Annotated in this window: 19 protein-coding genes; 5 read left to right on the top strand and 14 right to left on the bottom strand. The window is 40.6% G+C overall.

Going from position 1 to position 24,416, the window contains the following annotated elements; translation table 11 throughout:
* Positions 1 to 4: 4 nt before the first annotated feature.
* Together LEP1GSC192_RS11025 and LEP1GSC192_RS11020 are read right to left on the bottom strand one after the other, a co-directional pair.
* Positions 5 to 1,033, bottom strand: a complete 1,029-nt coding sequence (locus LEP1GSC192_RS11025; protein ID WP_020769924.1) for a FecR family protein — start codon at positions 1,031 to 1,033, stop codon at positions 5 to 7.
* A gap of 25 nt (positions 1,034 to 1,058) precedes the next feature.
* Positions 1,059 to 1,583, bottom strand: a complete 525-nt coding sequence (locus LEP1GSC192_RS11020) for an RNA polymerase sigma factor (protein WP_020770024.1) — start codon at positions 1,581 to 1,583, stop codon at positions 1,059 to 1,061.
* A gap of 437 nt (positions 1,584 to 2,020) precedes the next feature.
* Between LEP1GSC192_RS11020 and LEP1GSC192_RS19510 the strand changes: the two genes are divergently transcribed.
* On the top strand, positions 2,021 to 2,314 hold the full coding sequence (locus LEP1GSC192_RS19510; RefSeq protein ID WP_081603592.1) for a hypothetical protein: 294 nt from the start codon (positions 2,021 to 2,023) through the stop codon (positions 2,312 to 2,314).
* A 46-nt stretch (positions 2,315 to 2,360) separates the two neighbouring features.
* Here the strand turns inward: LEP1GSC192_RS19510 and LEP1GSC192_RS11010 are convergent, their stop codons facing one another.
* From LEP1GSC192_RS11010 to LEP1GSC192_RS10995, 4 genes are all read right to left on the bottom strand, one after another.
* Positions 2,361 to 2,639, bottom strand: coding sequence for a TIGR04454 family lipoprotein (locus LEP1GSC192_RS11010; RefSeq protein ID WP_020770055.1), 279 nt, complete (start codon positions 2,637 to 2,639; stop codon positions 2,361 to 2,363).
* 152 nt (positions 2,640 to 2,791) lie between these two features.
* Complete coding sequence (locus tag LEP1GSC192_RS11005; RefSeq protein ID WP_020770058.1) at positions 2,792 to 4,693, bottom strand: cellulase family glycosylhydrolase; 1,902 nt, start codon at positions 4,691 to 4,693, stop codon at positions 2,792 to 2,794.
* Positions 4,694 to 4,699: 6 nt separating this feature from the next.
* On the bottom strand, positions 4,700 to 5,584 hold the full coding sequence (locus LEP1GSC192_RS11000) for a patatin-like phospholipase family protein (protein WP_020770052.1): 885 nt from the start codon (positions 5,582 to 5,584) through the stop codon (positions 4,700 to 4,702).
* Positions 5,585 to 6,122: 538 nt separating this feature from the next.
* Positions 6,123 to 7,343 carry an MFS transporter gene (locus tag LEP1GSC192_RS10995; protein ID WP_020770006.1) on the bottom strand — a complete coding sequence of 407 codons (1,221 nt, stop codon included), beginning with the start codon at positions 7,341 to 7,343 and terminating at the stop codon, positions 6,123 to 6,125.
* A gap of 311 nt (positions 7,344 to 7,654) precedes the next feature.
* Between LEP1GSC192_RS10995 and LEP1GSC192_RS10990 the strand changes: the two genes are divergently transcribed.
* On the top strand, positions 7,655 to 8,770 hold the full coding sequence (locus tag LEP1GSC192_RS10990) for a GGDEF domain-containing protein (protein WP_020770161.1): 1,116 nt from the start codon (positions 7,655 to 7,657) through the stop codon (positions 8,768 to 8,770).
* Here the strand turns inward: LEP1GSC192_RS10990 and LEP1GSC192_RS10985 are convergent.
* From LEP1GSC192_RS10985 to LEP1GSC192_RS10970, 4 genes are all read right to left on the bottom strand, one after another.
* On the bottom strand, positions 8,735 to 10,153 hold the full coding sequence (locus LEP1GSC192_RS10985) for a sodium:solute symporter family protein (protein ID WP_020770173.1): 1,419 nt from the start codon (positions 10,151 to 10,153) through the stop codon (positions 8,735 to 8,737). The genes LEP1GSC192_RS10990 and LEP1GSC192_RS10985 overlap by 36 nt on opposite strands.
* An 83-nt stretch (positions 10,154 to 10,236) precedes the next feature.
* Positions 10,237 to 15,504, bottom strand: a complete 5,268-nt coding sequence (locus LEP1GSC192_RS10980) for a trifunctional serine/threonine-protein kinase/ATP-binding protein/SpoIIE family protein phosphatase (protein WP_020769994.1) — start codon at positions 15,502 to 15,504, stop codon at positions 10,237 to 10,239.
* Between the two features lie 71 nt (positions 15,505 to 15,575).
* The gene (locus tag LEP1GSC192_RS10975; RefSeq protein ID WP_020769933.1) at positions 15,576 to 16,256 is read right to left on the bottom strand and encodes a membrane protein; all 681 of its coding nucleotides are present in this window, start codon (positions 16,254 to 16,256) and stop codon (positions 15,576 to 15,578) included.
* Positions 16,257 to 16,259: 3 nt separating this feature from the next.
* On the bottom strand, positions 16,260 to 17,384 hold the full coding sequence (locus LEP1GSC192_RS10970; RefSeq protein ID WP_036089808.1) for an oxygenase MpaB family protein: 1,125 nt from the start codon (positions 17,382 to 17,384) through the stop codon (positions 16,260 to 16,262).
* A gap of 99 nt (positions 17,385 to 17,483) precedes the next feature.
* Between LEP1GSC192_RS10970 and LEP1GSC192_RS10965 the strand changes: the two genes are divergently transcribed.
* Positions 17,484 to 18,872 carry an OmpP1/FadL family transporter gene (locus LEP1GSC192_RS10965; protein WP_020770178.1) on the top strand — a complete coding sequence of 463 codons (1,389 nt, stop codon included), beginning with the start codon at positions 17,484 to 17,486 and terminating at the stop codon, positions 18,870 to 18,872.
* On the opposite strand, the gene LEP1GSC192_RS10960 is transcribed toward LEP1GSC192_RS10965, so the two are convergent.
* Positions 18,869 to 19,345 (bottom strand): hypothetical protein, encoded by a 477-nt coding sequence (locus tag LEP1GSC192_RS10960; RefSeq protein WP_020770078.1) that lies wholly within the window; start codon positions 19,343 to 19,345, stop codon positions 18,869 to 18,871. The genes LEP1GSC192_RS10965 and LEP1GSC192_RS10960 overlap by 4 nt on opposite strands.
* Before the next feature lie 120 nt (positions 19,346 to 19,465).
* Between LEP1GSC192_RS10960 and LEP1GSC192_RS10955 the strand changes: the two genes are divergently transcribed.
* Positions 19,466 to 20,218 (top strand): enoyl-CoA hydratase/isomerase family protein, encoded by a 753-nt coding sequence (locus LEP1GSC192_RS10955; RefSeq protein WP_020770044.1) that lies wholly within the window; start codon positions 19,466 to 19,468, stop codon positions 20,216 to 20,218.
* Here LEP1GSC192_RS10955 and LEP1GSC192_RS10950 read toward each other — a convergent pair whose 3' ends face one another.
* Positions 20,219 to 21,118 (bottom strand): haloalkane dehalogenase, encoded by a 900-nt coding sequence (locus LEP1GSC192_RS10950; RefSeq protein WP_020770020.1) that lies wholly within the window; start codon positions 21,116 to 21,118, stop codon positions 20,219 to 20,221.
* A 161-nt stretch (positions 21,119 to 21,279) separates the two neighbouring features.
* Here LEP1GSC192_RS10950 and LEP1GSC192_RS10945 point away from each other — a divergent pair, with 161 nt between their 5' ends.
* Entirely contained in the window at positions 21,280 to 22,407 is a 1,128-nt protein-coding gene (locus LEP1GSC192_RS10945) for an MBL fold metallo-hydrolase (RefSeq protein WP_020769915.1), read from the top strand.
* 1 nt (position 22,408) lies between these two features.
* Here LEP1GSC192_RS10945 and LEP1GSC192_RS10940 read toward each other — a convergent pair whose 3' ends face one another.
* The gene (locus LEP1GSC192_RS10940) at positions 22,409 to 23,020 is read right to left on the bottom strand and encodes a response regulator transcription factor (protein ID WP_020770166.1); all 612 of its coding nucleotides are present in this window, start codon (positions 23,018 to 23,020) and stop codon (positions 22,409 to 22,411) included.
* A gap of 3 nt (positions 23,021 to 23,023) precedes the next feature.
* The gene (locus LEP1GSC192_RS10935; protein ID WP_020770077.1) at positions 23,024 to 24,217 is read right to left on the bottom strand and encodes a membrane protein; all 1,194 of its coding nucleotides are present in this window, start codon (positions 24,215 to 24,217) and stop codon (positions 23,024 to 23,026) included.
* Positions 24,218 to 24,416 lie beyond the last annotated feature (199 nt).

Genomic DNA, 24,416 nt, shown 5'->3' with positions numbered 1-24,416 from the left:
GATTTTAGCGAAGTTGAATCACCTCCATTACCGAATCTCTTTGGATTTTTATTTCCTTTTCAAGAGTTTGCAAATACATAAAATTTTCGTCCATGTCAACGATCACACCTTCTAACCTCTCACCGTTGGATAGTATAACCCTTTCCAACCTTTGATATTCGTTAAATAGATCGTCCTTATTGGAGAAAGATTTTTCGGAATTTCTAGGAATTTCATCTACTTGAAGTTCTGAAAATTTGAATCCAAGTTCCTTTTGTTCTGCAGAAGTCAGAAAAGTACGCTGAAATCCTTTTGCCTCTAATCGGATCTTTTGTCCTGGTTCCAAAACTTGTTCTCCGCGGTTCGGTTCACTGCTACTTTTTGCTGCTACTCTTCCTTCCAAAACGGAGACGATCGTTCCTTCTTTCGGCTTTTCTCTGACTTCGAATTTTGTTCCTCTGACTTCTACCAAACCTGTTTCGGTAATGATCCTAAATTCGTCCTTTTTCAGGTTCTTATGTAGATGGACTAAGATACTACCGTTGCGAAGTCGGAAAGATTGTTTTCCTTCTTTCATGATCTCGAGTTCCGTAGATTCTTCTAAGATCATACCTTCTCCCTTTGCAATGTTTAAGAAAAGTTTAGAATCCTGTTCTGTCTTCAAGATTTGGCCGGAACCTACCGACTCACCTTCGTTTAAGGCCAAAAGTTTTTCTGAATCAGGGGAGAATAAGTATCCTTTTCCGATAATTTTAGTTATAGATATTCCGAACTCGGTCTTTACGGGAGTAACTTTAGAATTTTGTAAAACAATAAAGCTGAATGCTCCGATCAATATCGCAGCTACAGAAGCAAGAGTATATAATAACGGTTTGTTAAAGCTAATAACCTTAGAAGTTTGGGCCTTTTCGTAAATTTCCTCGAAAGAAATATGTACAGGAGGACTCACCCAAGATTTGGAAAGCATGTCGGACAATTTTTCGATAGAAGAGCTGTATTCGTTCTTCTCTCCTTCGATCGCCTTTCGTATTTTATGTTCGAAATTTTCGTCCATCTTCCCTTCAAACAGCCTTTTTGTATTATTCCATCGGCAGAATTTGTTTGTTTTTTGCGATCTCTATGAGCTTTCCGGTCGCCTTTACAACCAATCTGGATGCAGTCGCAACCGAGATCCCCATGATATCCGCAATATCAGCCAACGTGTATTTTTCTAAATTTTTTAATACTAAAGCGTATCTTTCTCCTTCTTCTAAGTCGTCCAAACAATCCATCAACCTGGTTTCCAAATCGGAAAGTTCGGTCTTTCTTACAAAACTCTGCCCTTCTTCCCGATAACTTCCCATATCGTCCGTCCCAGATTCTTTTACCGTGGAGAACTTCTTGGCATAGTTGATCGATCGATTTCTTGCGATGGTATACAACAGCTTTAGGGCTTGCTCTTTGTTTAAGTCGGAATTGGAATACTTCTTAAAAAAATTAAGAAAGGTATCCTGCATTAGGTCAGAGGCGGTTTCCGGATTTCCGGTATACTTATACAAGAAATCAAAAATTCTCCCGTTGGATTCCCTATACAGGGTTTCCATAAAATCTTTTCGGGATGCCATTACACAAAGATTCCAACTCGAAACGCTAATTCAAGTAATTTCCGACGGCTGTTCTAAACTATACCCTTTTCTCCTCTTCGCGAATGGGCTTTGATTGAAATAACACATCGGGTCGGCATTTTTTACACGATGGAGAAAATTTTCTAAGATCACTTCGATTTTTTCGATTTCAGGAATCAGAAGAAGATTCGCCCTGAGTTTGAAGCAGTCCGAATTCGGAGAGAATGAATTTCTGCAACCGGAATTGGGATCGGAGTTCTGTAGTATCTTCGACGGAGGAAAGAGAGTCCTTTGGAAAAGCTGTCGAAGATACTAAAGAACTTAGCTATTCCTTTCATCTATGAGACATAATTTTTTAGTCTACAAGCGCTCCAGATCTTTTACGAGCAAACCGATAGAGTTCTTATCCCCCCTTTATCTCTAAGAACCTTACCAGAATGAGTCGATACATCCAAATCATTGCCCTTTTTGTAGTAACTTCGACCCTTCTCCACCCATCTCCAGAGGTCTCCTTCCCGAACGAAACTCCCGAATCAAAACCTCTCTTAAGGGTTCTACCTGCCTTCAGGAAAGAAGAATGCGACTGGGCCATTCGATGGGATGTATGCTTAAGATGTATTTCGAGTAGATACAGGTACGCACAACGGATACACTTCTATCCATCCGGAGTGTATAGGGAACATGGATGTTATTCTGAAGAAAAAGGCTTCTTTTTGATAGACGAAGATTAAGCAGGAAAGAAAGAGCCGGAAAATTCCGGCCCTTGGTTGTTAAAAATTACTTCTTACAAGTAGCGAGAGCCGCAAGTGTTTTAGAGGATTTTAAACAAGTAAGATCGTATTTACCAGTCATACACTCTTTAAGTAGATGAGCGGAAATTTGACCTTGCATAGCTTTCAATTTTTCAGTCTGCTCTGGAGTTTGACCAACGGAAAGATTGGAAATCAATTCGTTTACAACTGGATCACATTCTGCTTGGCTTACTTTCGCTCCGCCGCAAGAAATAAGACCTGCAAAAATTAGAATCGTAAGGATCGAAAAAAACGTGTTTTTCATGCAAAGACCTCTGCGAATTTTTAATTCTATGTCGCCAATATTAGCTCGAGTCGAAGCTCCTACTAGATAAGATCGAAAATTTCCAAAACCTTGGAGAATTCCGACATTTTAACGACGAAGGCCATTCTAACGATTCCCACCTATTAGAAAAGTTATTTTTTAGTCGGGAAGATAGTTATACCGTAATAGGACACGGACTTTTCTCCCTTGAAGGTCAATATCCTTTTTTTGGATTCGTATTTCCAGCTTCCTGCATTTACTAGTACTTCGAAACCTTTTCCGTAATGTATTTCGGGGAGAAAGATCTCTGCTACTGGAATTTCATCCCCTTCTTTTCTGAAAGAATATTTAAACATGGATTTTTCCATATCAAAACTGATAGCTTCCGGGTTTCCTTTGGTTCGGATCGGATACGGCCTGGAGAATGCTCTAACTGCTCTTCCCCCATCTTCATCTATACTTTTAGGAGTGTCCAAAGAATAAAGTGAAAGATCTTCTTCATTCCATCGATCTCCCAAGCTATGGGTATTGTCAGGAGTGTAATTCCAGAGAGTATAATGTACGAAATTTTTCTCGATTGAAGTGATAATACGATCAAGAGAAGCTTCCAAATGAGAATAATTTTTCGTTTTGAACGCCAAACGTCCGTTCATGTCCATAGGGATGCCCGTTTCTCCGATCACCGTAGGACAGTTATTCATCTTCTTTATCGAAACTTCTTTGATCATTCGGATTGTATCTTCGTAGGCCTTCTCTACATTCTTTTTTCCGAATATTGGGATCTGTTTAAAGATATGAACTCCGAACCAAGGAATATAACGTTTAAACATCAGAATGGAAACATCGTACCAATGAGTCGCGTTGATTACCGTTCCTTCTCCCTTTTTCGGCTTTTCATTCCAGTCTAATTCTAGACTTCCCGGATCCGATTCGATGAATATGGAGAATTTTTTCTGAACGGATTGTATTCTAGTCTTAAATCTTTTGATAAAAGGAAGCATGAACTCCGGGTAAAATTCTATCTTCCTTCCTCTATATTTATTAAAATAATCGGGGCGAAGGAGCATAGGAGCTCCATTCGGATCGTAATCCCAAACTCCATGTTGTCTCCAGATACAATGTTTTCCTTCCTGCCATAGAGGGACCGACTTCGGATTTAACTTTGTTTTTCCTAAATTAAACCCGGTAAAGCCGAGCATATAAGCGTTGTTTGCTCTAACCGTTCTACCTTCGGACAAGAACATTTCTTGGAAAGGAGAAGTACTCAGAACTTTACCGAAACCTAATCCGGAAAATTCCCCTATATTTTTTTTGCCGATCCATCCGGGAGAAGGTTCGTTTAAGGAATCGAATCCAAGGACGTTTTTATATTTCGAAACCTTCTTCGCTATACGACACATCGCTTCTATATAATGATCTTGTAAAAAGGTTTCTACGTTCTTGCCGCGAATAGAAAGTTTAGGCGCGAATGTTTTTCCTCCGAAGAATAAGGTGAACATCGTAGCGCAGGCATATTTCTGGTAGTTTAATGGCCAGGACATTCTTCTATAATTCCTGCCCTGGAAATGATGAACGATTGCAGTATCGGAATCTTTAATATTCTCGATGTTCATTCCGACTTCTTCCAAGGTCCAACCCGGGGCGCCATCTCCCCCTGTGAATCTGGACCAAACGTCCTGGTGCGGATCCATAAAAACGTAGAACCCTTTTTTGTCGGCAAGCGCCACCATTCTTTCGATATAATCTAGATATGCTTGGTCGTACTTGCCTGGGCCTAAATGCTCCACTGCTTCCCAGGTTACGAGGAAGCGAAGAAAGTTGAATCCCCACTTCTTCAAACGATCCAAATGTTCGCCGGCTTCCTTCTCCTCTAAAGGCCTACCAACAAATGAAACTTTTCGATGATCGTGAAATGTTAAAGACTGATCGAAATGTGTCGTCCCATCCGGTTTGAATGGAAGTTTGGAACTTCCAGATAAGTTCACTCCTCTCAATTGGAGAATATACCCTTCCGAATCTATAAAATTCCCGTCTTCTACCTTGATTTCCAGCATTGGGTCTTAATCTTCCCCGAATTGAATCTTCGCGTCTTCGTATCCACGGCTGATCAGATAGTCCGCTTGCACTTGAGAGAAATTTAATATACTTCCGAAACCGAGAGAAGTCCTCGGACCGATGACTCTGATCTTATAATCCTTTTTTTCGGGTTCGGAAAAGGATAATAATGATTTTGTGAATCCTTTCTTCTTATTATCCTTTTGTTTTTTTTGGTATTGCAAGTTCGCCATGATGGTCTGGAAGGACCCGATCAAAGAAAGTTCAAAAACTCTCTCAAGCCCGTCCCTTCTGCTCCGCGGAAGTCCCATATTCACTCCTCCCACAGGAGACAATAATACAACCACGATCTCTTTTGCGCCTCTTTCTACAGCAGGGAGGATCGGAACATTCGCCATCACCCCGCCGTCCCAATGAGGTTTTCCATCCACATACTGCCAAGGGAAGATCAAGGGTATGGCAGAAGAAGCCATTACATGTTCTATATCTATGTCCTTGTTTCCGAAAAAAACCAGCTCGGCGGTAAGTATATTCACCGCAGTGATGATGATCTCCATAGGATTCTTTCGAATATTACGAAAATCTAATTGAGAGTAGAGTAGATATTTTAGCGGAGTTGTATCTGCAAGAGGAGAAAACCTTCGAAAGATCAAGTCCAGAAAATCGTTCCAGATGGAATATTTCATCACTTTTTGGATTTCGATGGATTTCCAAAGTTGTACAATCCTGGCAGCGTCCATACCGCATCCTAAGGCGGAAGCAGTGATCGCTCCGACGGAAGTCCCGCAGACTATATCCGGTTTAAATCCGATTTCTTCTAAATATTTTAGGACCCCGGCATGATACGCCCCTCGAGCGCCCCCACCGGATAAAACCAAAGCCCGCTTCATTCCAAATAAAATCCTGCCGGAGTCAGTCTTAGGTTTCGCAGGTAAATTTCAAGACGGAATATTGGTTTGGAGTTTTGTAGTATCTTCGACGATTTTACGCAAGTTCGTCTTAGCGCGATTATCGGCAGCTAATATGAACTTAGGATTTGGAAAAATGGATTGGGATACTGGGATTGGCGTCGAAGTTACTACAGATTTTGCTCTCGGGAATTCCCCAAGTTCTACAATATCGTAAAAGGAAGAAATTAAAACCTTCTGAGTGTCTGCGTCTAGCTACGCTAAATGCCCGAAAGTGACCAATTCTCGGAACTCAGAAAGGCCAGTGGTCTGATGGTATTGCAATAGGTCCAAGAGGTCCTTTTGCAGGGGCCTGGGCTATTGCTCAGCCACCTCACAGGTCATTTTCTTGCTGCAACTGTCGCTACTCAACTAAACCACCTCCTTTAACGTGTGGCCAGACAGTATTCTGTCACATTAAAAAGTCAAGAAATGTCCGCATTTTTTTAGGGATTTCAGAAACATGTTTCCAAAGCGCAACTTAGGAAACTATTTTCACCTTTCTGGAAAGATAGAGAGCGAGAAGATTAAAACCGACCGCAAAGTAGCCGACTACATCAAATCTTTCGAAAGTTCCATTTGGCAACTGAATCAGGATTGCACCCGCGAGAAGTGCTCCGATACCTGTGGCCACACTTTGTAAACTGGAATTCACAGACATGAAACTTCCCCTCACTTCCGGGCGGATGGCAGAAGTTAACATCGCCATAGAGGGAATCACCCGACCGGATACTAAGACCATAAAAACTGTCGTAACTCCGAGGGCCATGTACACCGGCAAATCCTTAGGCAAATGGGTAATTGCAAGAATAGGTAACAAGGCGAGAAGCACAAGGATCAGAAAGATCTTATGTTTTCCAAATTTATCAGACAGAAATCCTACAATCCAAGAAGAAACGAAAGTACAGATCCCTCCGATCTCGTAGATATGGCTGACTTGAGTTTTGGAAAAGCCCATATTCCTTTCCATAAAAACGGCTATCGAAGTTACGACAGTAAATCCTCCCAAGATCACACTCATAAAAAACGCCAGTGCCACCAAATGATCCCTTTTCGAAAGTACATTGATCAGCTGGCTGAAATCCGCCATCTTCTGCTTTTCCATTTTAGAAGGAAGGCTAGGTAAATATAAAATGGCCAGAACTAAGATCGGAAGGCCGAGGACCACGATAAACGCAAATGTATAATTCCAACCGGAACTCATGGCAATTCGGATACCCGAAGGAACTCCTAAAACCGAGGCTGCCGAGAAAGCTCCCATTACCCCGCCCATTGCCTTCCCTCTCTTTTCAATCGGAAAAACGTCACCTATTATAGAAAGAATAACTCCGCTGATCATTCCCCCGAAAATCCCGGCAGTGATCCTTGCAAAAAGAAGGAAAGAATACGTATTTGCAATCGCACAAAGCGCAGTTCCTACCAAAAAACCTATATATAAAAAGATAGCGGCGGATTTACGATTAAAACGATCTATAAAGTTAGCTCCAATTAATGCGGCAATTGCAGCGGCAAAAGAATAGGAAGAAAGAACGAAAGAAAACATTGCAGTATCGATCTGGAACTGCTTCAGAAAATAATCCTGAAGCGGGAACATGATCATAAAATCCATGATATTCGTGAACTGAATACTCGCAAGAAGCAGGATCAGGAATAATTCATGACGAACTATTTTTTTCCGAGGAACTGAAGCTACGGATTCCATATACTTAACCAGATTTTTTTAGGAGGGTTATAAAGAGATAAATTTTTAGAAGTTCCCCATTCTACTCATATAAATTTGTTCTTACATAGTATGGACATTATATCGATCTGGACGATCGTCTAGAACTTAGTTCAAGAAATTTCCAAAATTATAAAACAAGGTTTTTTATGCGAGTTTGGATGACGAATCGGCACCCTCGTTTCTTTCTTAGCTAAGAAAATATTTTTCCGATTTTTAATGCTTGGATTTTTTACTTCCGTTCTCCAAAGCGTATAAACCTAAATCTTCATCCGTCTATCTGATTATCCGCTATGAAACTCAGAAGATATCTTTCGGAAGACTTTTCTTATTCTAGATCCGGGGAAATCCGTAGACTTCGGACCCTAGACAACGATAAGTCGATCAGGATCTTAAGTATTTTCGCTCTTATTGTGTCTTGTCTTCTTCTTGCGCAAAATTTCCTTTCACCGGGGACACCTAGCGGTGGGCAAGTCCAATTTTTGTACGGTTTGAGCTTTGGAAGTTCTGCATTATTCTCAAGTTTAATGCTGGCTGTCCTAGCGCTAAATGATGGGAAGGGTAAAAAACTTTCCTATTTAGCAATGATAGTCTACGTGGGACTACTCACATTAACCACCACTTTTGCGACATTAGTGGACCAGTACCACACCTCCGATTATTCCGCTTTTTGTTTCGGATTACTTCTTCTTCCGCTATTTCTTCGGGCAAGTTTTGTGACCTACCTGACGATTGTATTTATCAACTTGTTTTTCTTTTCGTTGGGGTATTCTTATATAATAGAAAGGGAATTAACTTTCTCAGTAATAACCCCCATCTTCGCGTTCTCCATAGCAAGTATAGGAACGGCAATCAATGTCGAAGGCACCCGCTTAAAAAGTAACCTTCTACAATTACAACTGGAAGAATCCAATAAAAATCTGAAAGAGTTATCTCATAAGGATTCCTTAACCGGACTTTTTAATAGAAGGCATTTAATGGAATCTTTAAATACCCTTTTAGCCGCATCCAAAAGATATGATTTTCCTTTGTCGGTACTTCTTCTCGATTTGGACCATTTTAAAAAGGCGAACGATTCTTTGGGGCACCAAGTGGGAGACAAACTACTAGCTACAATCGGAAGATTATTATCCGGATTAGTGAGAGATTGTGATGTAGCTGCCCGTTACGGGGGAGAAGAATTCTGCGTTGTACTTTCCAACACGAATATTGAAGGAGCGAAATTCGTTGCGGAGAGGATCCGCGTTAGAATCGAAACTGAGACCTTCGAAGAGATCCCTTGGACGATTACCGTAAGTATCGGCGTCGCAACCAGAGACAATGACGAGACTCCGGAAGATTTCCTAAAAGCAGCAGATAAGAAATTATACGAATCAAAGGCCGCCGGAAGGAACAGAGTTTCCGCTTAGTTCGGGTTCGAATAAAGAAATCCTAATATATCTTCCTAAAAACTGACCTAAAAAACTGACACCCAAAGCTGGGATTGTCGGAGGCAGCCATTCCGGTCCGAAAAATTTCAGGCCCAACCATACAATCATCCCCGAGAACATAGCATACACTGCCCCGGTTGCGTTCGCATCTTTCCAAAAAATTGCGGCAACCAATGGAACAAAAAGGGAAACCAAACTTATGGAAGAAGAATCGGCTACCAACTGATAAATATTCGTTTCACTCAGCGCCATTCCTGTGGATACGAATGCCACTATCAACACGGAAAAACGCATCACTCTCAATAATAATTTCTCGGAAGGATTTTTTAAAGTAGGACGGATCAAATTCTCTCCTAAAACGGAAGCGGGAGCTAAGATCGCGCCTGAAGCTGTACTTAAGATAGCGGAAAGTAATGCTCCAAAAAAAAGAATCTGAATAAACAAAGTAGAATGTAATAACACTACATGAGGAAGTATCATTTGATTATCCCCCGCCGCTATCTCAGGATAAACTCTTCTTGCAAAATATCCAGCAAGCAAAGGTAAAAATGCGACGGTCAGATACAATCCCCCGCCCAACAGAGAGGAATACACGGCAACCTTTTCCGACTTAGAAGACATCACTCTTTGAAAAATATCCTGTTGTGGAATAGAGCCTAACCCTATCGTCATCCAAGCTGCAATATAAGCGAGGATTGCTTCCGTTTGTAATGGCGGAAAAAAGGAAAAAAATCCCGGCTTCGCCGTCGCTATCACAGTTTGAAATCCACCGGCCTTTCCTTGTAGGTCCCAAACCAAAACCAAAAGCCCTACTATGATCAAAATGGTCTGTAAGAAATCCGTAATGGAAATCGCCCACATACCTCCGATATATGTGTAGATCAATACGACAACGGATGCCAATAATATTCCTACATACATATCGAATCCGAATAAGGAATGAATGACAATACCCATTGCTACTAATTGAGCCGCAATCCAGCCGAAATAGGAAGGGATCATAAATAGTGCGGAAAGAAATTCCACCCTTCGGCCAAAACGATTTTTGTATAAGTCTCCGAAAGTGAGAATGTTCATCCTATACAAGGGCCTAGCAAAGAATATCCCTACTAAAAAAAGACAAAGTGCCGCCCCGAAAGGATCTTCGATCACCGCTAGGACCCCTCCGTCTACAAACTTGGACGAAGCTCCCATCAGTGTTTCCGAACCGAACCAAGTGGCAAACAAAGCGGACGATGCAAGAACAAGCGGAAGTTTTCTTCCGGCTAACACATAATCCTGGGAACTTTTTACAAATCTGGAGGCAAATGCTCCGATTAAAATGGTTATACAAATATATAAAATGACAAAGAGACCGAGCAATTCAGAGAGTCCTGTGAGAAAACTTATTAATTGTGATCCTGAAATTCAGAGAATGAAAACGCAAGCGATAATAACAAAGAGGATCAATCGATATCCAGGATCAACAGAGTGATATCGTCTTGGATAGAGGTTTTAGAAATAAAATTTTGGAGATCGGAAAGTATTCTTTCTGCTTGGACCTGAGGTTCGAACTGAACATTTGCGCGAATGGAATGCAAAAATCTTTCTTCTCCGTATTCCGATTTATCTTCATTGAACTGTTCGTAGATCCCGTCCGAAAAAAGAAAGATCCGATCTCTTGATTCTATCTTATATTCTTCGGTTCTATATGGATAATCTTTTACAAAACCTAAGATGGCCCCCGTTTTAGGCATCTCTACTATTTGATAGGAATGTACTAAAAATTGGGATATATGACCCGCGGATGCAAAATAAACTTTTTTCTCCGATAGATCCACATCGCAGATCGCTCCCGTAAAATAGAGAGTTTTATATTTAAGTAAAATAGAATTATTAAGTTCAAAAAGTATTTCTCCCGGTCTCTCTAAAGAGGATTTTAGTCCTTCGTATTCCCCCTTGATTGCCATAGTTACTAAAGCCGCTTGCACTCCGTGACCGGTAGCATCAGCCAAAAATAATCTATATCTCCCATTACTTAATCTGCATATATCGTAGAAGTCCCCTCCTACCTCGTCCATAGGCAGATAATTGACGGAATATCTTAAGCCCGGGATATTTTTTAGTTCCGGAAGGATACTTCTTTGGATCTTTTGGGAATACAACATATCCTTTCGGATGATCGAAAGGGATTTGGCTAATTCTTCCGTTCTTTCGTTTACTTTTCTTTCCAGCTCGAAATTCATACGAGTGATATCCTCATATAACTTGGCATTCTCCAGTGAAATCGCTGCCTGTGCGGAAAGTATTTCCAAAATTTCTAATCTATGTTCGTCGAAGATACCGGCAGTAAGTCGATTTTCCAAATAAAGAACACATAACGTTCTTCCTTGTTTTGTGATCGGCATACATAACAGGGACTTCGGTTTACTTCTTTTGATATAAGGATTTACGGAATAAAAAGAATCTTTTGCCGCATCCGAGATCAAAACCTTCTGTCCGGAACGGAAACAAAAATACACCACTTCCAAAGGAAGAAGATGGCCCGCTTCATCGAGCGAGATTGGTTTGGGTAAAAAGCCCGGTTCTTCTATATCCGACCCTGCCATCAAAAACAATTCTTTGTTTTGAGGGAGAATTAAAAAACCTCGAGTTGCCGCGGCATTTTCCATAATTGTGCGAATCAACTGCCTAAGTAATTCACCTAATTCGATAACTCCCGAAATACTTTGAGAGGCCTTGAGTACAGTCCTGAGATCCAAATCGAAGGATGTGGGAAGAATTGAATCCGCCAGGATTTTTTCCATGGAACGTTTCGTAGTTCCTTGAGGACGAAGCAACTCTCCATGTTCGTCCCTAAGTAAGTTTACGATTGATTTGGCTCCCCAAGAACTGTAGAGCCTTACCGCATTTTGTATCAAAAATTTTCCGTAGGAAGTCCTACCCTGTTCTATATTCCATTCCGCAACATGTTGGTATACGACTGCCTTTCTAAAATCGTTCGGCTCCGATTCCACTTGTTGTATGGCCATATCGAAATACAGGGAAGAATTCTCCTTTCTTCCTGCGTAATCCTCGTAAAGCCCACCTAATATAAAATAAAATAATTGAAAACTAGGCGGATAGATCTTCGACCAAAGTTTAAATAAATATAATGAATATCTAAAGAAGAACTTCTCGCTCAATTTTAACTTTTTTCTACGCAACTTTAAAAGACCTAAGGATCTATAAAACCGATACTCTGAATAAATAAACATGATCCTGGATTTTTCCAGATCGGAATGGTAATTTTTAAAAATTCTTTCCGCCTCCAAATAATAGCCCGATAAATATGCAAGAGATCCGAATAGGGTCGCATACCAAGAATTAGCGGTTCCGTTCCCTGCGGATTCCAGGACCTGAGACTCGAATTCACGGTCCGTGTACAAATTTTCCTTATACCGCACGGTTTCAGTGGATTTTCCTTCTAAACGATCCAAATAAGAATCGGAAGAATGTAAAAGGATCATCAGAATATCGTAATTTAATTTGGATCCCCTTTCTAAATTTTCCCTGATCTTTTCCCGGTACGAAAGGGAATTTTCCGCGGAATATAACTGGTTCGTATTTTGGGAGAAAAGTGCGAATGCAGCCCAAAGATAATCCCCATACTGCATACATTTATGGAACGCTTCCTCCGTATAATCCACTATGGAACGGAATGGATACATGAAATAATCCAAAAGAATGGTCCGGCCAAACACGAACCTTCCGTAAAGTTCATCCGATTTAAACTTTTTTAATATCTTTTCCGCCAAGGTCCAATATCTCATAGACTGTTGGAAATTTCCAGTGATAGAAAGTAATATGGATCCGAAGCCTGCGTAACCGAAAAAGCTGAAAGGAGCATTTCCTTCTTTCAAAGTAAGATTGATTAGCTTCAAATAAATATAAGCCATAACCTTCATATCCATATGTTTTCCGTAATTCAGAAGGTTGACCAAAATATTCAAAGCTTCCGTTTTATACGGATCTTTGCTGTCTTTAGCATTTACTAACTTTTCCGGAGATCTTCCTCTACTATAAAAGATCATCTTCAATACTTCACCGAACACCGCTAAAAAACCCGGCTTTTCCTTGAAACCTATACCGAGCGATTGAAGCGCCTTGATCCCTATTTTGGATGCGGAGTCAAGATCGTTATAAACGTTCATCACTTCCAATTGCATTAGGTAAACGTCCGCTTTTTCGGATGGACTTTGCAGTTTGGAAAGTAAATCGGATACGATCTTCTCCGCCTCTTCTCTTCTGGATAAATAATATGCCGATTCCGCAAGAGATTTTAGGATATGGATCGCATTCTTTCTGTCTTTTTGCCAATAAGAGTCTTTGAGTTGAGAAGCAAGCAAACTGAAAAAAGAATAAGAAGATTCGTAAGCGGCCCCGGCTTTGGCAGAATTTCCCGCAAGTATCGTATAATGGAAGAAGTCTTCATTCTCCTGTCCGTTCGTATATAATTCTCTGGAACGCAGAAGATGATTTGCAATATCTAAGATCAGCTCAGATCCGCCGGATTTTTTTTCTCTTTCGATCAATAGTCTAGCAAGAGTATTATGGATCCTTGCTTTTTCGGAAGAGTCCGTAGCATCCAAAATACTTTGGATCATTCTATCATGAGAAAAATGAAATTGGATATCGGATAGAGAGGAATACATTCCAGACTCTTCTATCTTTTTTTGGGAAATATACTGCAAAGCCGGAAATAACATATTTCCGGATTCTCTATAAAATACGATCCCTTCTCGGACTGCTTCCCGAATTCCCCTAGACAAAACACCTGGCCGAGCCTTAAAAAAATCGTACATATCTTTCAGATCGAATTTTGCGCCGATACAGGCCCCTACTCTCAGGACTTCCAAGGTCTCGTCGGGAAGTTTCCCCACTTTATCCAGAAATAGATCTAAAACGTTATCCGTAACCGCTCTTTGCAAAAGGCGATCCCAGTCCACTATATGATATGCGGTTTTCGTATCGAAACTTAGGCAACCCTCTTCATACAGGGATCTCAAGAATTGGTGCAAAAATAAAGGATTTCCTCCCGTCTTAGAAACGAGAACTTCCGCAAGTCGACTCGCATCCTCGGCGGATACATGGATACTATCGGATACATATTTAAATACGCTATGTTCATTCAAAGGAGAAAGTCGTATTTCTCTCAGATCCAAACCTAAGGGTCCTGGTTTTACCGTAATATTCGGAAAAAAATCCGCATCCTCAGATCGACTAGTGAGAACAAAAAGTAATCCTTCCCAATCTTCACTGTTCAAAATGAATTCTAGTAAAGCCAGGGAAGCCGAATCCGCCCATTGAAGATCATCCACCAAAATAATAGCGGGATTTTTTCGATCAAAACAAAGAGTCAGAAATTTAAGAGCGACTGCAAACAGGACCTTTTCGTCCTTCTGCCTCTTATGCGTTTTTACCGGTATTTCTATTCCTAAAGTTTTTCCCAGGTCCGGCAAAAATTGGGTAAGGATCTCGATATTATCTCCTAAGGTTTCCTTAATATAATTTTTTAATAAAATGATTTCCTCTTCTTTTTTCTGAAGGATCCTTCTTAAAAGATCGTCCATAATCTGGCGGAACGCGTAATACGGGATCTCCTTTTTATCTTCTTCGAATTTTCCACGCAAAAGGACCACTGAATAGATATCCAGATAAGTGATAGCATCCTCCACTAACGCCGTTTTTCCGGTCCCTGATTTACCGCCGATAAAAATTGCGGACCTTCTTCCGTTAGTCACATTCACTATACTAGATTCGATCTCTTTTCTTTCCCGGTCCCTATCGTAGATCCTAGGAGAATCCCGAAAACCCACCTTTCTTTCATATACCCCGGGAACGAATTCAGAGAGCTTACGTTTAGACCTTAAAGAATCTTTAATACTCTTTAGATCATGTATCAGATTTTCCAAAGAGAAGTATCTTTCTTCCGGCATCTTGGAGAGCAATTTGTCCACCAAGGTAGAGATCGCAGCCGGAACATCCTCTCTTTTCTTAACTAGAGAAACCGGCGATCTTGCGATATGATAATGCACCATCTCCAAAGGGTCTTCCGTTTCAAACGGAGGAGCTCCCGAGATCATCTTATAAAATAGTGCGCCTAAGGAATATGCGTCGGATCTAAAATCGACCGGACGGTTCAATCTTCCCGTATTTTCCGGAGAACAATACGGTAGAATATCGAACGTATATCTAAGAGGTGCATAACTTCCCTTTTCGGAAAGTAGAAGGGAGGCTCCGCCTAACCAGGCAAGTTTGGTCTCACCGTTATCCGGATTATAAAAAAATGCACGCGGGGAAATTTGGTTATGAACTATCCCGAAAGAATGTAACCTTGCCAAATTTTCCGTGATCGCTACGGCTATCTCTAAAAAAGTTTCTAGAGAAATGGATCCTGCCAAACTTTGGTGCAGAAGTTTAGAAGGAATATTTTCATACACCAGGCAGATACCGTCCGAATTTTCGAACATATCTTCCGGTTTAAGAATGCCGGGATCGCTGACTAATTTCCCCAATTCGAATTCATTCAGAAAATACACCGAAGAGGTTTCTTTCCCCTCCGGTCTTTGTATTCGAATGATCTTCGGTTCTCTAGTCCTACCTAATTTTCCTCTATACGTTTGGGAAAAACTGTCCTCGTACAACAATTCCCCCAATTCATAAGGAACCCTGTCTGTGGACAAATCCTGCATAATTTCCAATTTGATCTTTTTCGAAATCGTAACGGAATTTCGAAAACCTCGACTGAACTAATTTTTAAAGTTCACACTTTAGAGGGCGAATACTTTTGACGGGTAAATAACCAAACATAGTATATGTCGGCTATCGTTCCGAGTCCGCTCAAAACCTGAACGAAGTACTTATCCGGAAAGTATAAAAAGATGAAGATTGTAAAGAACCCGTTGCCCAAAAATTTTGCCCAAGAAACCGAATAAGAGAACATGTTCGGATCTCCGGTTTTCAGGAAAAGGATCGGATACATTACCGAAATAATCAGACTTAAGATATAAGCCGAATTAGATCCGGTAAAAAGATCATAACCTCCTATATAAAAGGTATATATCAATAATCCCCAAGACGTCACCAAAATGCCCAAAAGGAATTTATATCCCTTGTCCGACAATGGCAAGGAAATTTGTTTTTTACCGAATCGGATCACCTGGTAGAAAATCACTATATCCAATACGAACCCAAGTCTATAGCCCCAGAGTAATATCGCACCCATAGGTTCTTTAAAGCAGAATCCCCATAATAATTCCCAAATAATATTCCCACAGGCGATAAAAACGGGCATCTCGACGAATTTTTTCTTAAATGGTTCTATTAGAAGAACTGCATACATATATGCCCAGAAAGCCACACCCAAAAGTAAACAAATATTCTCAAACAGCGTATAACGTCCGAAATACTCCGGATCCGTTGCTAAAGTCTGCCAAAAACTCATCCTTTATAGTCTCCAATTCTCTCTTAATGAAGGCGGGATCCAGAATCTGGCTTTTTTTCCGCCGTAATAAAAATGATCCATAGAAAAAAGAAGTTTGGAAGCAAAATAAGCGACTAACTTTCCGAATCCCTCGTCATCGTCTACATGAGAGTCGACATCCTTAAAAATCCTTTCCATAAAATAACCCAAAGGATTTTTAGGAGGCCATCCTAGGCCGAGTACCTCGCTTGTTTTTTGTCCCATATATGTTTGCAGAAAAAATAATGGAAGACTATCGAATAAGTTCCCCGGAAGCATATACTCCATAAAGTCCAACAGGGATTTTGCAAGTATCTTGCCCGCGTCAGATGGTTTTTGTTGATCGTTAAAAATGGACTCGCCTAAGGAATGTGCGGTATCGTATCCTTCCGGACAAAGTTCCGGTTTTACACCTATAAAATGTCCAACCACTCTCCAGAGATGAATGTATGCGTCTTTTTCTTCCTGACTTAACTTTAAAGAAGATTGAGCCAGTCCATCCAGCACTAAGCTAGAAAAAGACTGCAAAGTACCTGCCATATCTTCTTGGTTGATCGGCCGCCCCCAAGCAGGATCCCAATCTTGTCCCTTCCCTAAAAAATAACGAATGGATGCATGCATTAATCGTACTTTCTGGGCAGTGCGTATCCCTTTTCCTTGAGGGCCCAGTCCATTTTCCTGAGCGACGGAGATCACAAACTGAGTGGTTTCCATGAGTCTTCTATTAACCCCATCAATCACTCCATTCTGTTCTATTAATCTTCCAGTTTTATAAAGTACCTGCGCTCCGTCTCCGCAAGAATATGCCATAGGAAGCGACTTTACACAAAGCATCATTAGGATCTGGGGACCATAAGTGGAGAATAGTCGCTCTCCCTTTGCGATCTTAGTTTTGTCCGCCCAAGAAGGAAGATCTTCCGTCTCATAAAAATATTTTTCTAGATAATCCGGCAGCCCGGAAGGAATAGGGTCCGAGTTCCTGGAAAGAGCATCGAAAAAAAGCATCGTTTTTTGCCGGTCAAAAGCGGATTCAGTAAAATATTTTGTGACAATCTCGTCTGCTAACGGATCAGTTTCATTTCGTAATGCGCGTAACTCGCTCGAATTCATTCTAAAACTTAAGCCTCGTCTCAGGAATGCGCCAGTTTTATATTTTGAATTTTAAAAAGAAAGCACTTGTAAAAAAAACCGTAACGAATTCCTTGAAGCATGCTTTTTGGATCTAGAGTTCGTAAAAAATTTTCCCTGTTTTCCCTGGCTATAATTTCTTTCCTGGCTCCTAAGCTCGAAGCTGTAGGACTTTTTCAACCTTCTCACAACGCGAGATACGGCGGTATGGGGGGAGTAAATTTAGCGATCGGGGGATCTCCTATGGACATAGGGACCAATCCCGCTAACTTAAGTCTCAAAAATCGAAAAGAGTTGGAGTTCGGAATTTCTTTGCCGTACATCCGTACAGTATACAAAGATAAGTTTTTGGATCCGGACCCGAATCTTACCTACGAAAATTCGGAATCCTATAATGTGCTTGCCCCACTTCCCTATTTTGCGATCCGGATCCCACTCGGCGAAAAATGGTCTTATGGTGGAGGGATTTATATCCCGGGAGGAGGAAATGGAGAAGTCTACGGACTCACAAGGATCACTCCTAACGGCCAAAGTTTGAACGATTGGTCAGGAATGAAACTCCCAAGTCCGATAGGAGATTCTAAAAGAATTCAAGAAAGTTATTCTTCTACATTTTATCTAGTGAAATCCACTCACGCACTTTCCTATAAGATCGGCGGACTTTCTCTGGCATTCGGAGTAGAAGGAATTTATTCCAGACAGATCGCATATCAAAAATTTCATGATATCACAGGAACCGTCGAAGTCCCCGGCCAAGGTTTCGATTATAGAAGCAAGCATGCCTATGCACTAGGCGGCATATTCGGAACCACTTATCAGATCACGGAAACATTAAAGATCGCTTATACTTACCAAACTTCCGCAAAAATCCCTTTGGATGGAAGTATACAAGTAGGCTCGTATCCGAGCAGAACCGGAGTGTCTGCGACATTTGCAGTTCCGGAAAGACATGGATTTGGTTTTTCTTATGGAACGGATACATTCAATGTCGGAATAGATGTTTTGTATTATAATTATTCTTCTTACACTTCTATCTATAAACAAACTTTGGCTGCTCCCGTATTTCCGACTGCATTCGGACAAACGAATGTAGTCCCTCAAAATTTAAGTTATCATGATTCTTGGGCTTTGGGCATCGGAGGAGAATGGATCGTAAACGATTGGACTTATAGATTAGGAGCAAGGCATAACTCCGGAGTTTTAAGATCGGAAGGAACGAACGCTCTTCAAGCAGGTATCATGGTCCAAGATCTTGTCTCAGGCGGTTTCGGATATACCGCAGGAAAATGGAAATTCGATTTTACACTTTTATACTATCTTCCTGTAAAAGTCTATAACGGAGGCTCTGCAGATTGGAACTTCAACCATGCAGTATTTTCCAAAGACGACATCAGAGTGGCACAATTCAAACATTCCTTAAGATCCGATATCCCCGCGATCTTATTAGGAGCAAGCTATTCGTTTAATTAAGATTTTTGCATATAGTCTTTTTGAGAGATCAAAATAGAACTAACCAACAAACAAAATGCGATAAAGTCGAAGCTGAATGCTCCTACTTGACCGAACTGCCAAGCGGATCTTATACTATTCCAATGCTCCGGGATAGTATGAGTGACGGTCCATTCTTTGATTCGAGAAGCAGCAGGCGCCACAAATAAGAACCAAACCCCTAAAGAAAAAATAAAAGAGAACCCGCTTAAAATCGTATAACGAAACGATTTTGTGCCCTTGGAGAGATAAGCGATTATAAAAATAAGAAGAATGGAACTTATCTGTACGATAGGACCGATGATCCCGAAATATTTATACAAACTTGTTTGGACCGGAAAATACAGTTCTGCTTCCCAATGTAATTTAGGCGCCGCTTCCATTACATGAGCAAATCTCATTCCAAGAGTTAATGCGGCCAAAACAATCACAAAAAATCGGACCTTAGATAACATAGCGAACTCCTTTCCGTTTTCTTTAGTTTCTACCCCGAACGAAAAAGGTTACCGAATTTCCGCAAAAAAAGGATCCATTTTCATTTGAATTTTTGAAAATAAACAGTACCAAAGCCTTCTATGGATTATAAACATCTGTGTATAGAAAACAAAAACGGGTTACTAATTGTACTTTTGAACCGTCCGGAATACAGTAATGCGTTAAATATAAGAATTAGAGACGAATTAGAATCCATTTTTTCAGAGTCCAAAAAAGATCCTAAAGTAAGAGGAATACTTTTAGGAGCAATCGGCAAAAACTTCTGCAGCGGATACGATCTGGAGGAAGTTATCGAAACAAAACTAGGATCTTTCCGTCATCGTATTTTAGAATATCATTATGAACTTTATTCATTTCCGAAACCTTTGGTTTGTGTATTAAAAGGTTTTTGTTCCGCTGGAGGTTTTGACTTAGCTCTTTGCGGAGATTATATTCTTGCGGAAAAGAAAACATTCCTATTTCGCCCTGAAATTCGTTTCGGAGGTCCGCCACTCATCACTACTCTAGCTCGAAAGGTAGGTCCGGCAAAAGCATTATCTTTAACATTATTAGGAGATCCTATCCGTTCCCAAGACGCAGTCCAATTGGGGATTATCGACGATCTAGTTTTGGAAGGTGACTCGATCGCAAAAGGATTAAAAGTACTGGAGAAACTAACTCAATGGGACCCGAAACTCATCCGAGCCGAAAAAGAGATAGCGAATAATTTTTTCCAAGGTAATCTTTACGAAAATCTAAAAAAAGAATTCGATCTGTTCAAAGAATTTTTGGAAAATCCGAATTTTCTAAAAATAATCTCCGAATATGCGAAATCCATTAAACAAAAAGTCTGACTAAGGATTGTTTTGGATGAACTCGGAAAGAAGTTCGGCAAGTAGTTCACCTTTCTCTTCCTGTAAAAAATGCCCGGCGCCTTGGATCACAGTATGTTTCTGGCCTTTTGCACCCGGGATGGTCCTTCTAAAAAATACATCCCCGCCTTTTGTGATCGGATCCGAATCGCTGAACATAGTAATAAAGGGTTTTCTGAAATTCTTATAAAAGATCCAAGCTTGGCGATTCCTTTCCGTTTCAGGATTATCGGGAGAGATCGGAACGAGAGTAGGAAATTTTCTAGCGCCCGCCTTATAAGATTCATCCGGGTAAGGAGAATCGTATGCACGAATGATCTCCGAACTTAATTTACTCACACATCCGTTTTGGATGATCTTTCCTACGGGAAGTTTACTCACTTCCTGGGAAAAACGAAGCCATTTTAAAAAATCCTCCTTCGGAGCAATATCTCCCGTAGGCAAAAAAGTATTCGCAGCGCATATTCTTGCAAAACGAGAATCCATCTCCGCTACTACTCTTAAACCTAAAAGCCCTCCCCAGTCTTGGCAAAAGAGCGTAATATTCTGTAAATCTAAACCGGTGATCAGATTTTTCAGCCAGTCCACATGATTCTTATATGTATACGTATTTAGATCGATAGGCTTGTCGGATTTTCCAAAACCGATCAGATCTGGAGCGATTACTCTATAACCTTTTTCTGATAAAGGAGGGATCATTTTTCGATAAAGATAAGACCAACTGGGTTCTCCATGCAATAATAGAACCGTTTCCTTTGCATTTTTAGGACCCTCGTCCACATAATGTATCTTAAATTCTCCTACAGAAATATAATGAGGAGAAAAAGGGTAATCCTTTAAATCGGAAAAACATTCGGAAGGAGTTTCTAAATAAGTTTGCATATCAAATCTACCAGAACGAACGTACTTTAAGTACGGTCTCAGATCGTAGATTATCAGGAAATCTTGTCAAACTTCTTCCTAAAAAAGTCGACCGACTCAAATTTCTGATTTTAAAAAACAGGAAAATAAGATCTTGTAGGACCTCCCAGTAAGAGAGTTTTATGTTCGGTAAAAGAGCGCAGAAAATTACGTTTTACACTTCTTTTGTTCTAATCGGTTTATTCTTATCGGTTTTATGTCAAACAGCTTGTCTGAGTTCTTTCGGAGGAAGCCCAAGCGGAACCAGACTGGAAAGAATGAAAACTTCCAAGATGTTCCATGATGGAAAGTTTGAAAACGATCCTTTCGTCCCTATGTTAAGTTCCGGAAACTATATCGGCGTTTTAAAAAGACAACTATTCGGTTCCGAAATGAGAATCCCTCCTTCCCCCATTCCAATCCAAAAACCTGATTTAAAAACTTTTTCAGATCCGATTTCACCGGGGCTCAGAGCGATCTGGTTCGGACATTCTTCCGTATTGGTGGAAATAGACGGAATACGCATCTTCACTGATCCTGTTTTTTCGGAGAAAGTTTCTCCTTTCGAAAGTATCGGGCCGGGACGACTTTTCCCTTTGCCGTTAGAACTATCAGAACTTCCTAATATAGATGCAGTTGTGATCTCCCACGACCATTACGATCACTTGGATATGGCAACCGCTCAATTTTTAGCAAAGAACGGAACGAAATATTTCGTTCCGTTGGGTATTGGGGCTCATTTGGAATCCTGGGGAATTCCGGAAAATCAGATTATAGAATTGGATTGGTGGGAGAAAGGAAACATTAAGAATATTGAAATTATCTGTACTCCTGCCGTTCATTATTCCGGAAGAGGTATATTCAACGGTAAGTCCACTCTTTGGTCTTCTTGGAGCCTGATCGGGCCTAAACATAAATTTTTCCATAGTGGGGATACAGGATATTCTCCTCATTTTACCGAAATCGGGAAAAAGTTAGGACCGTTCGATCTGACGTCTATCAAGGTCGGAGCTTATGATTGGACCTGGGAAGGAATTCATATGAGTCCGGAAAGCGCTGTCCAAGCCCATTTGGATCTAAAAGGAAAAACGATGCTTCCTGTTCACTGGGCCACTTTTAATCTGGCGATCCATTCTTGGGACGAACCTATTTTAAGGACAAAACAAGGAGCGGATCAAAACGGAGTTCGCCTAGCCACACCTAAACCGGGAGAATGGCTGGATCTAAAAAAGGATCTTGTTTTCGAATCTTGGTGGGAGAAGGTAAAGTAGGTTAAGAAAATTTTCTCACCAACTCCAATCTGGAATTAACATGCAGTTTCCTGAATATACTTTTGATTTGCACCCTCACTGTACCTTCTTTAGTGCCCAAGAAAGCGGCGATCTCTTTGGTTCTTTTGCCGTCCACTATCAAATCCAATACTTTTTTTTCCCTATTGGACAACACTTCCACCTCCTTCTGAGTAGTCTTACGAAAAGAAAGGATCACTCTAGCGGCAAGTCCTGGGGAAAGTATCCCTCCTCCCTCCAAAAGTATTTCCGCTTTCTCCTGGATATCTCCAACATCCTTTTTTAATATATATCCTATAGCCCCCGCTTTTAACGCCTTAAATAAGACCTCTTCGGATTCGAAAGCGGATAAGATCGCATAATTCGTTTTTGAATCCTCAGAGTGTCTTTCTAAAATAAAATCCAATCCACTTTGACCGGGAAGATCTATATCCACAAATACCAAATCGTACGGCACATCCTTGCCTTTAGGAAATTCCTCGGCGGAAGTATAAACTTCCACTTTCGTTACTCTATTCAATTTTTTTAATCTCTCTTTGCACTGACTTGCAAAGATTGGATCGTCTTCTAAGATCGCTATTTTGTATAACTTCACGAATCAAATTCTCCGCAATTGACGGATCGGGATCTCCAGAAATCCTTTAAAGTCCCGATTTTCCAGATTTTCTTTCCATTCTCCGTTGATCGCGGAAGTTCTATATTGAATGGTTTTATTTCCTTTGGAACCTATTCTCATCTCTTGGAAATTAGTACGGGTCCTGATGGATATTTCTATGGAATCCTTTTTAGGAGAGAAGGTCCAATGAGAAATTCCTGAACCGTATTTTAGATCGTTGGAACAGATCTCCGTAACGATCCCTAAAATTTGTTCCGCTTTTTCCGTATCGATATGAAAATCGTCCTCACCTTCTCTTGTGAACCTAACCTTTCTTCCTGCATTACCGTACCTTCTTAATAACAATACTCTTATCCCACTCCAGACATCTTCCGAGATCAATTTTACATCGACCATACTCGCAGTGATCTCCCTAATCCCCGTAAAAATATCTTCGGATAATTTTTCCAATCTCAGAAGAGCATCCGTATCTCCGCTCTTATAAACCTGGATGGAACGTACCAATAAATTTAGATCCGTTACTTTCGCCCCTAAATAATCGTGAAGGTCTCTAGTGATGGCCTCTCTTTCATTATACAATCTATCCTGCAAATTTTTGGTCTTCTTAAGATGCTCTATCCTATATCCGTACCACCAAGTATTGCATAAACAAATAAACAATTGGAGAGCACTCATATTACCGATCTGCACCCATAAGGTCCTGCTCGAAAAATATTCGCTTCCTTCCGGAAAGATCCTAAGAATGTATAAGGCAACTACGGAAAAAGAATAGATCGTATAAAAGATAGGTTTCCCGTTAAAGAATAAACTTACTAAAAAAAGGATCACTTGGTTAGTGATCCACATATGATTATCGTAAAAATAATACTCGTTGTCATGGAATTGTGTCTCTACTTCCAGGACCAATAAGATGAATAGTCCGCCGAATACGATCAGGTTCTTTCTGAAATAATTTTTGGAATAAAATCGGATCACTCCCAAACTGAACAAACAGATAGAAGCGGAGATCAGATCCAAATAGAGCAAAAGGTAATTGGAGCGAAAATATTCTAAAATCGCTCCCCATACGGTGATTGCACATACAATCCCGAAAAAGTAAGAGGCTATTCTATAATTTTGGGAATAGAATTCCTCGCTTGCAAATCTATCCTTTTCCTTTTCTTTCATTATTTCCATATTCGCTTCCGATAAATGCCGTTAATATCATCGTTTGGCACATGGTATCTATCGGAGAATAAAACTCTATTCGAATATTTGCTAACTTCGGGATTTTAGCGACATAGGATACGATCTACCTTTTCCCCCAACCTTATCTGATTTTTTCCCTCTCCCCTACCTCAACGGGGGTATTGCCCAATTCGGCCATAGCACTTAA

This window comes from Leptospira sp. B5-022 (assembly GCF_000347035.1).
GTDB lineage: Bacteria > Spirochaetota > Leptospiria > Leptospirales > Leptospiraceae > Leptospira_B > Leptospira_B cinconiae.
Note: the sequence above shows the minus strand (reverse complement) of the source record. Positions and strands in the feature narration are given on the sequence as shown.

Excerpts from the sequence above, each read along its gene's own strand:
- LEP1GSC192_RS11020 (WP_020770024.1), bottom strand. The coding sequence starts at position 1,583 with ATGGCATCCCGAAAAGATTTTATGGAAACCCTGTATAGGGAATCCAAC.
- LEP1GSC192_RS10975 (WP_020769933.1), bottom strand. The coding sequence starts at position 16,256 with ATGAGTTTTTGGCAGACTTTAGCAACGGATCCGGAGTATTTCGGACGT.
- LEP1GSC192_RS11005 (WP_020770058.1), bottom strand. The coding sequence starts at position 4,693 with ATGCTGGAAATCAAGGTAGAAGACGGGAATTTTATAGATTCGGAAGGG.
- LEP1GSC192_RS10960 (WP_020770078.1), bottom strand. The coding sequence starts at position 19,345 with ATGTTATCTAAGGTCCGATTTTTTGTGATTGTTTTGGCCGCATTAACT.
- LEP1GSC192_RS10965 (WP_020770178.1), top strand. The coding sequence starts at position 17,484 with ATGCTTTTTGGATCTAGAGTTCGTAAAAAATTTTCCCTGTTTTCCCTG.
- LEP1GSC192_RS10970 (WP_036089808.1), bottom strand. The coding sequence starts at position 17,384 with ATGAATTCGAGCGAGTTACGCGCATTACGAAATGAAACTGATCCGTTA.
- LEP1GSC192_RS10955 (WP_020770044.1), top strand. The coding sequence starts at position 19,466 with ATGGATTATAAACATCTGTGTATAGAAAACAAAAACGGGTTACTAATT.
- LEP1GSC192_RS10945 (WP_020769915.1), top strand. The coding sequence starts at position 21,280 with ATGTTCGGTAAAAGAGCGCAGAAAATTACGTTTTACACTTCTTTTGTT.
- LEP1GSC192_RS10995 (WP_020770006.1), bottom strand. The coding sequence starts at position 7,343 with ATGGAATCCGTAGCTTCAGTTCCTCGGAAAAAAATAGTTCGTCATGAA.
- LEP1GSC192_RS11010 (WP_020770055.1), bottom strand. The coding sequence starts at position 2,639 with ATGAAAAACACGTTTTTTTCGATCCTTACGATTCTAATTTTTGCAGGT.
- LEP1GSC192_RS19510 (WP_081603592.1), top strand. The coding sequence starts at position 2,021 with ATGAGTCGATACATCCAAATCATTGCCCTTTTTGTAGTAACTTCGACC.
- LEP1GSC192_RS11000 (WP_020770052.1), bottom strand. The coding sequence starts at position 5,584 with ATGAAGCGGGCTTTGGTTTTATCCGGTGGGGGCGCTCGAGGGGCGTAT.
- LEP1GSC192_RS10935 (WP_020770077.1), bottom strand. The coding sequence starts at position 24,217 with ATGGAAATAATGAAAGAAAAGGAAAAGGATAGATTTGCAAGCGAGGAA.
- LEP1GSC192_RS10950 (WP_020770020.1), bottom strand. The coding sequence starts at position 21,118 with ATGCAAACTTATTTAGAAACTCCTTCCGAATGTTTTTCCGATTTAAAG.
- LEP1GSC192_RS10990 (WP_020770161.1), top strand. The coding sequence starts at position 7,655 with ATGAAACTCAGAAGATATCTTTCGGAAGACTTTTCTTATTCTAGATCC.
- LEP1GSC192_RS11025 (WP_020769924.1), bottom strand. The coding sequence starts at position 1,033 with ATGGACGAAAATTTCGAACATAAAATACGAAAGGCGATCGAAGGAGAG.
- LEP1GSC192_RS10980 (WP_020769994.1), bottom strand. The coding sequence starts at position 15,504 with ATGCAGGATTTGTCCACAGACAGGGTTCCTTATGAATTGGGGGAATTG.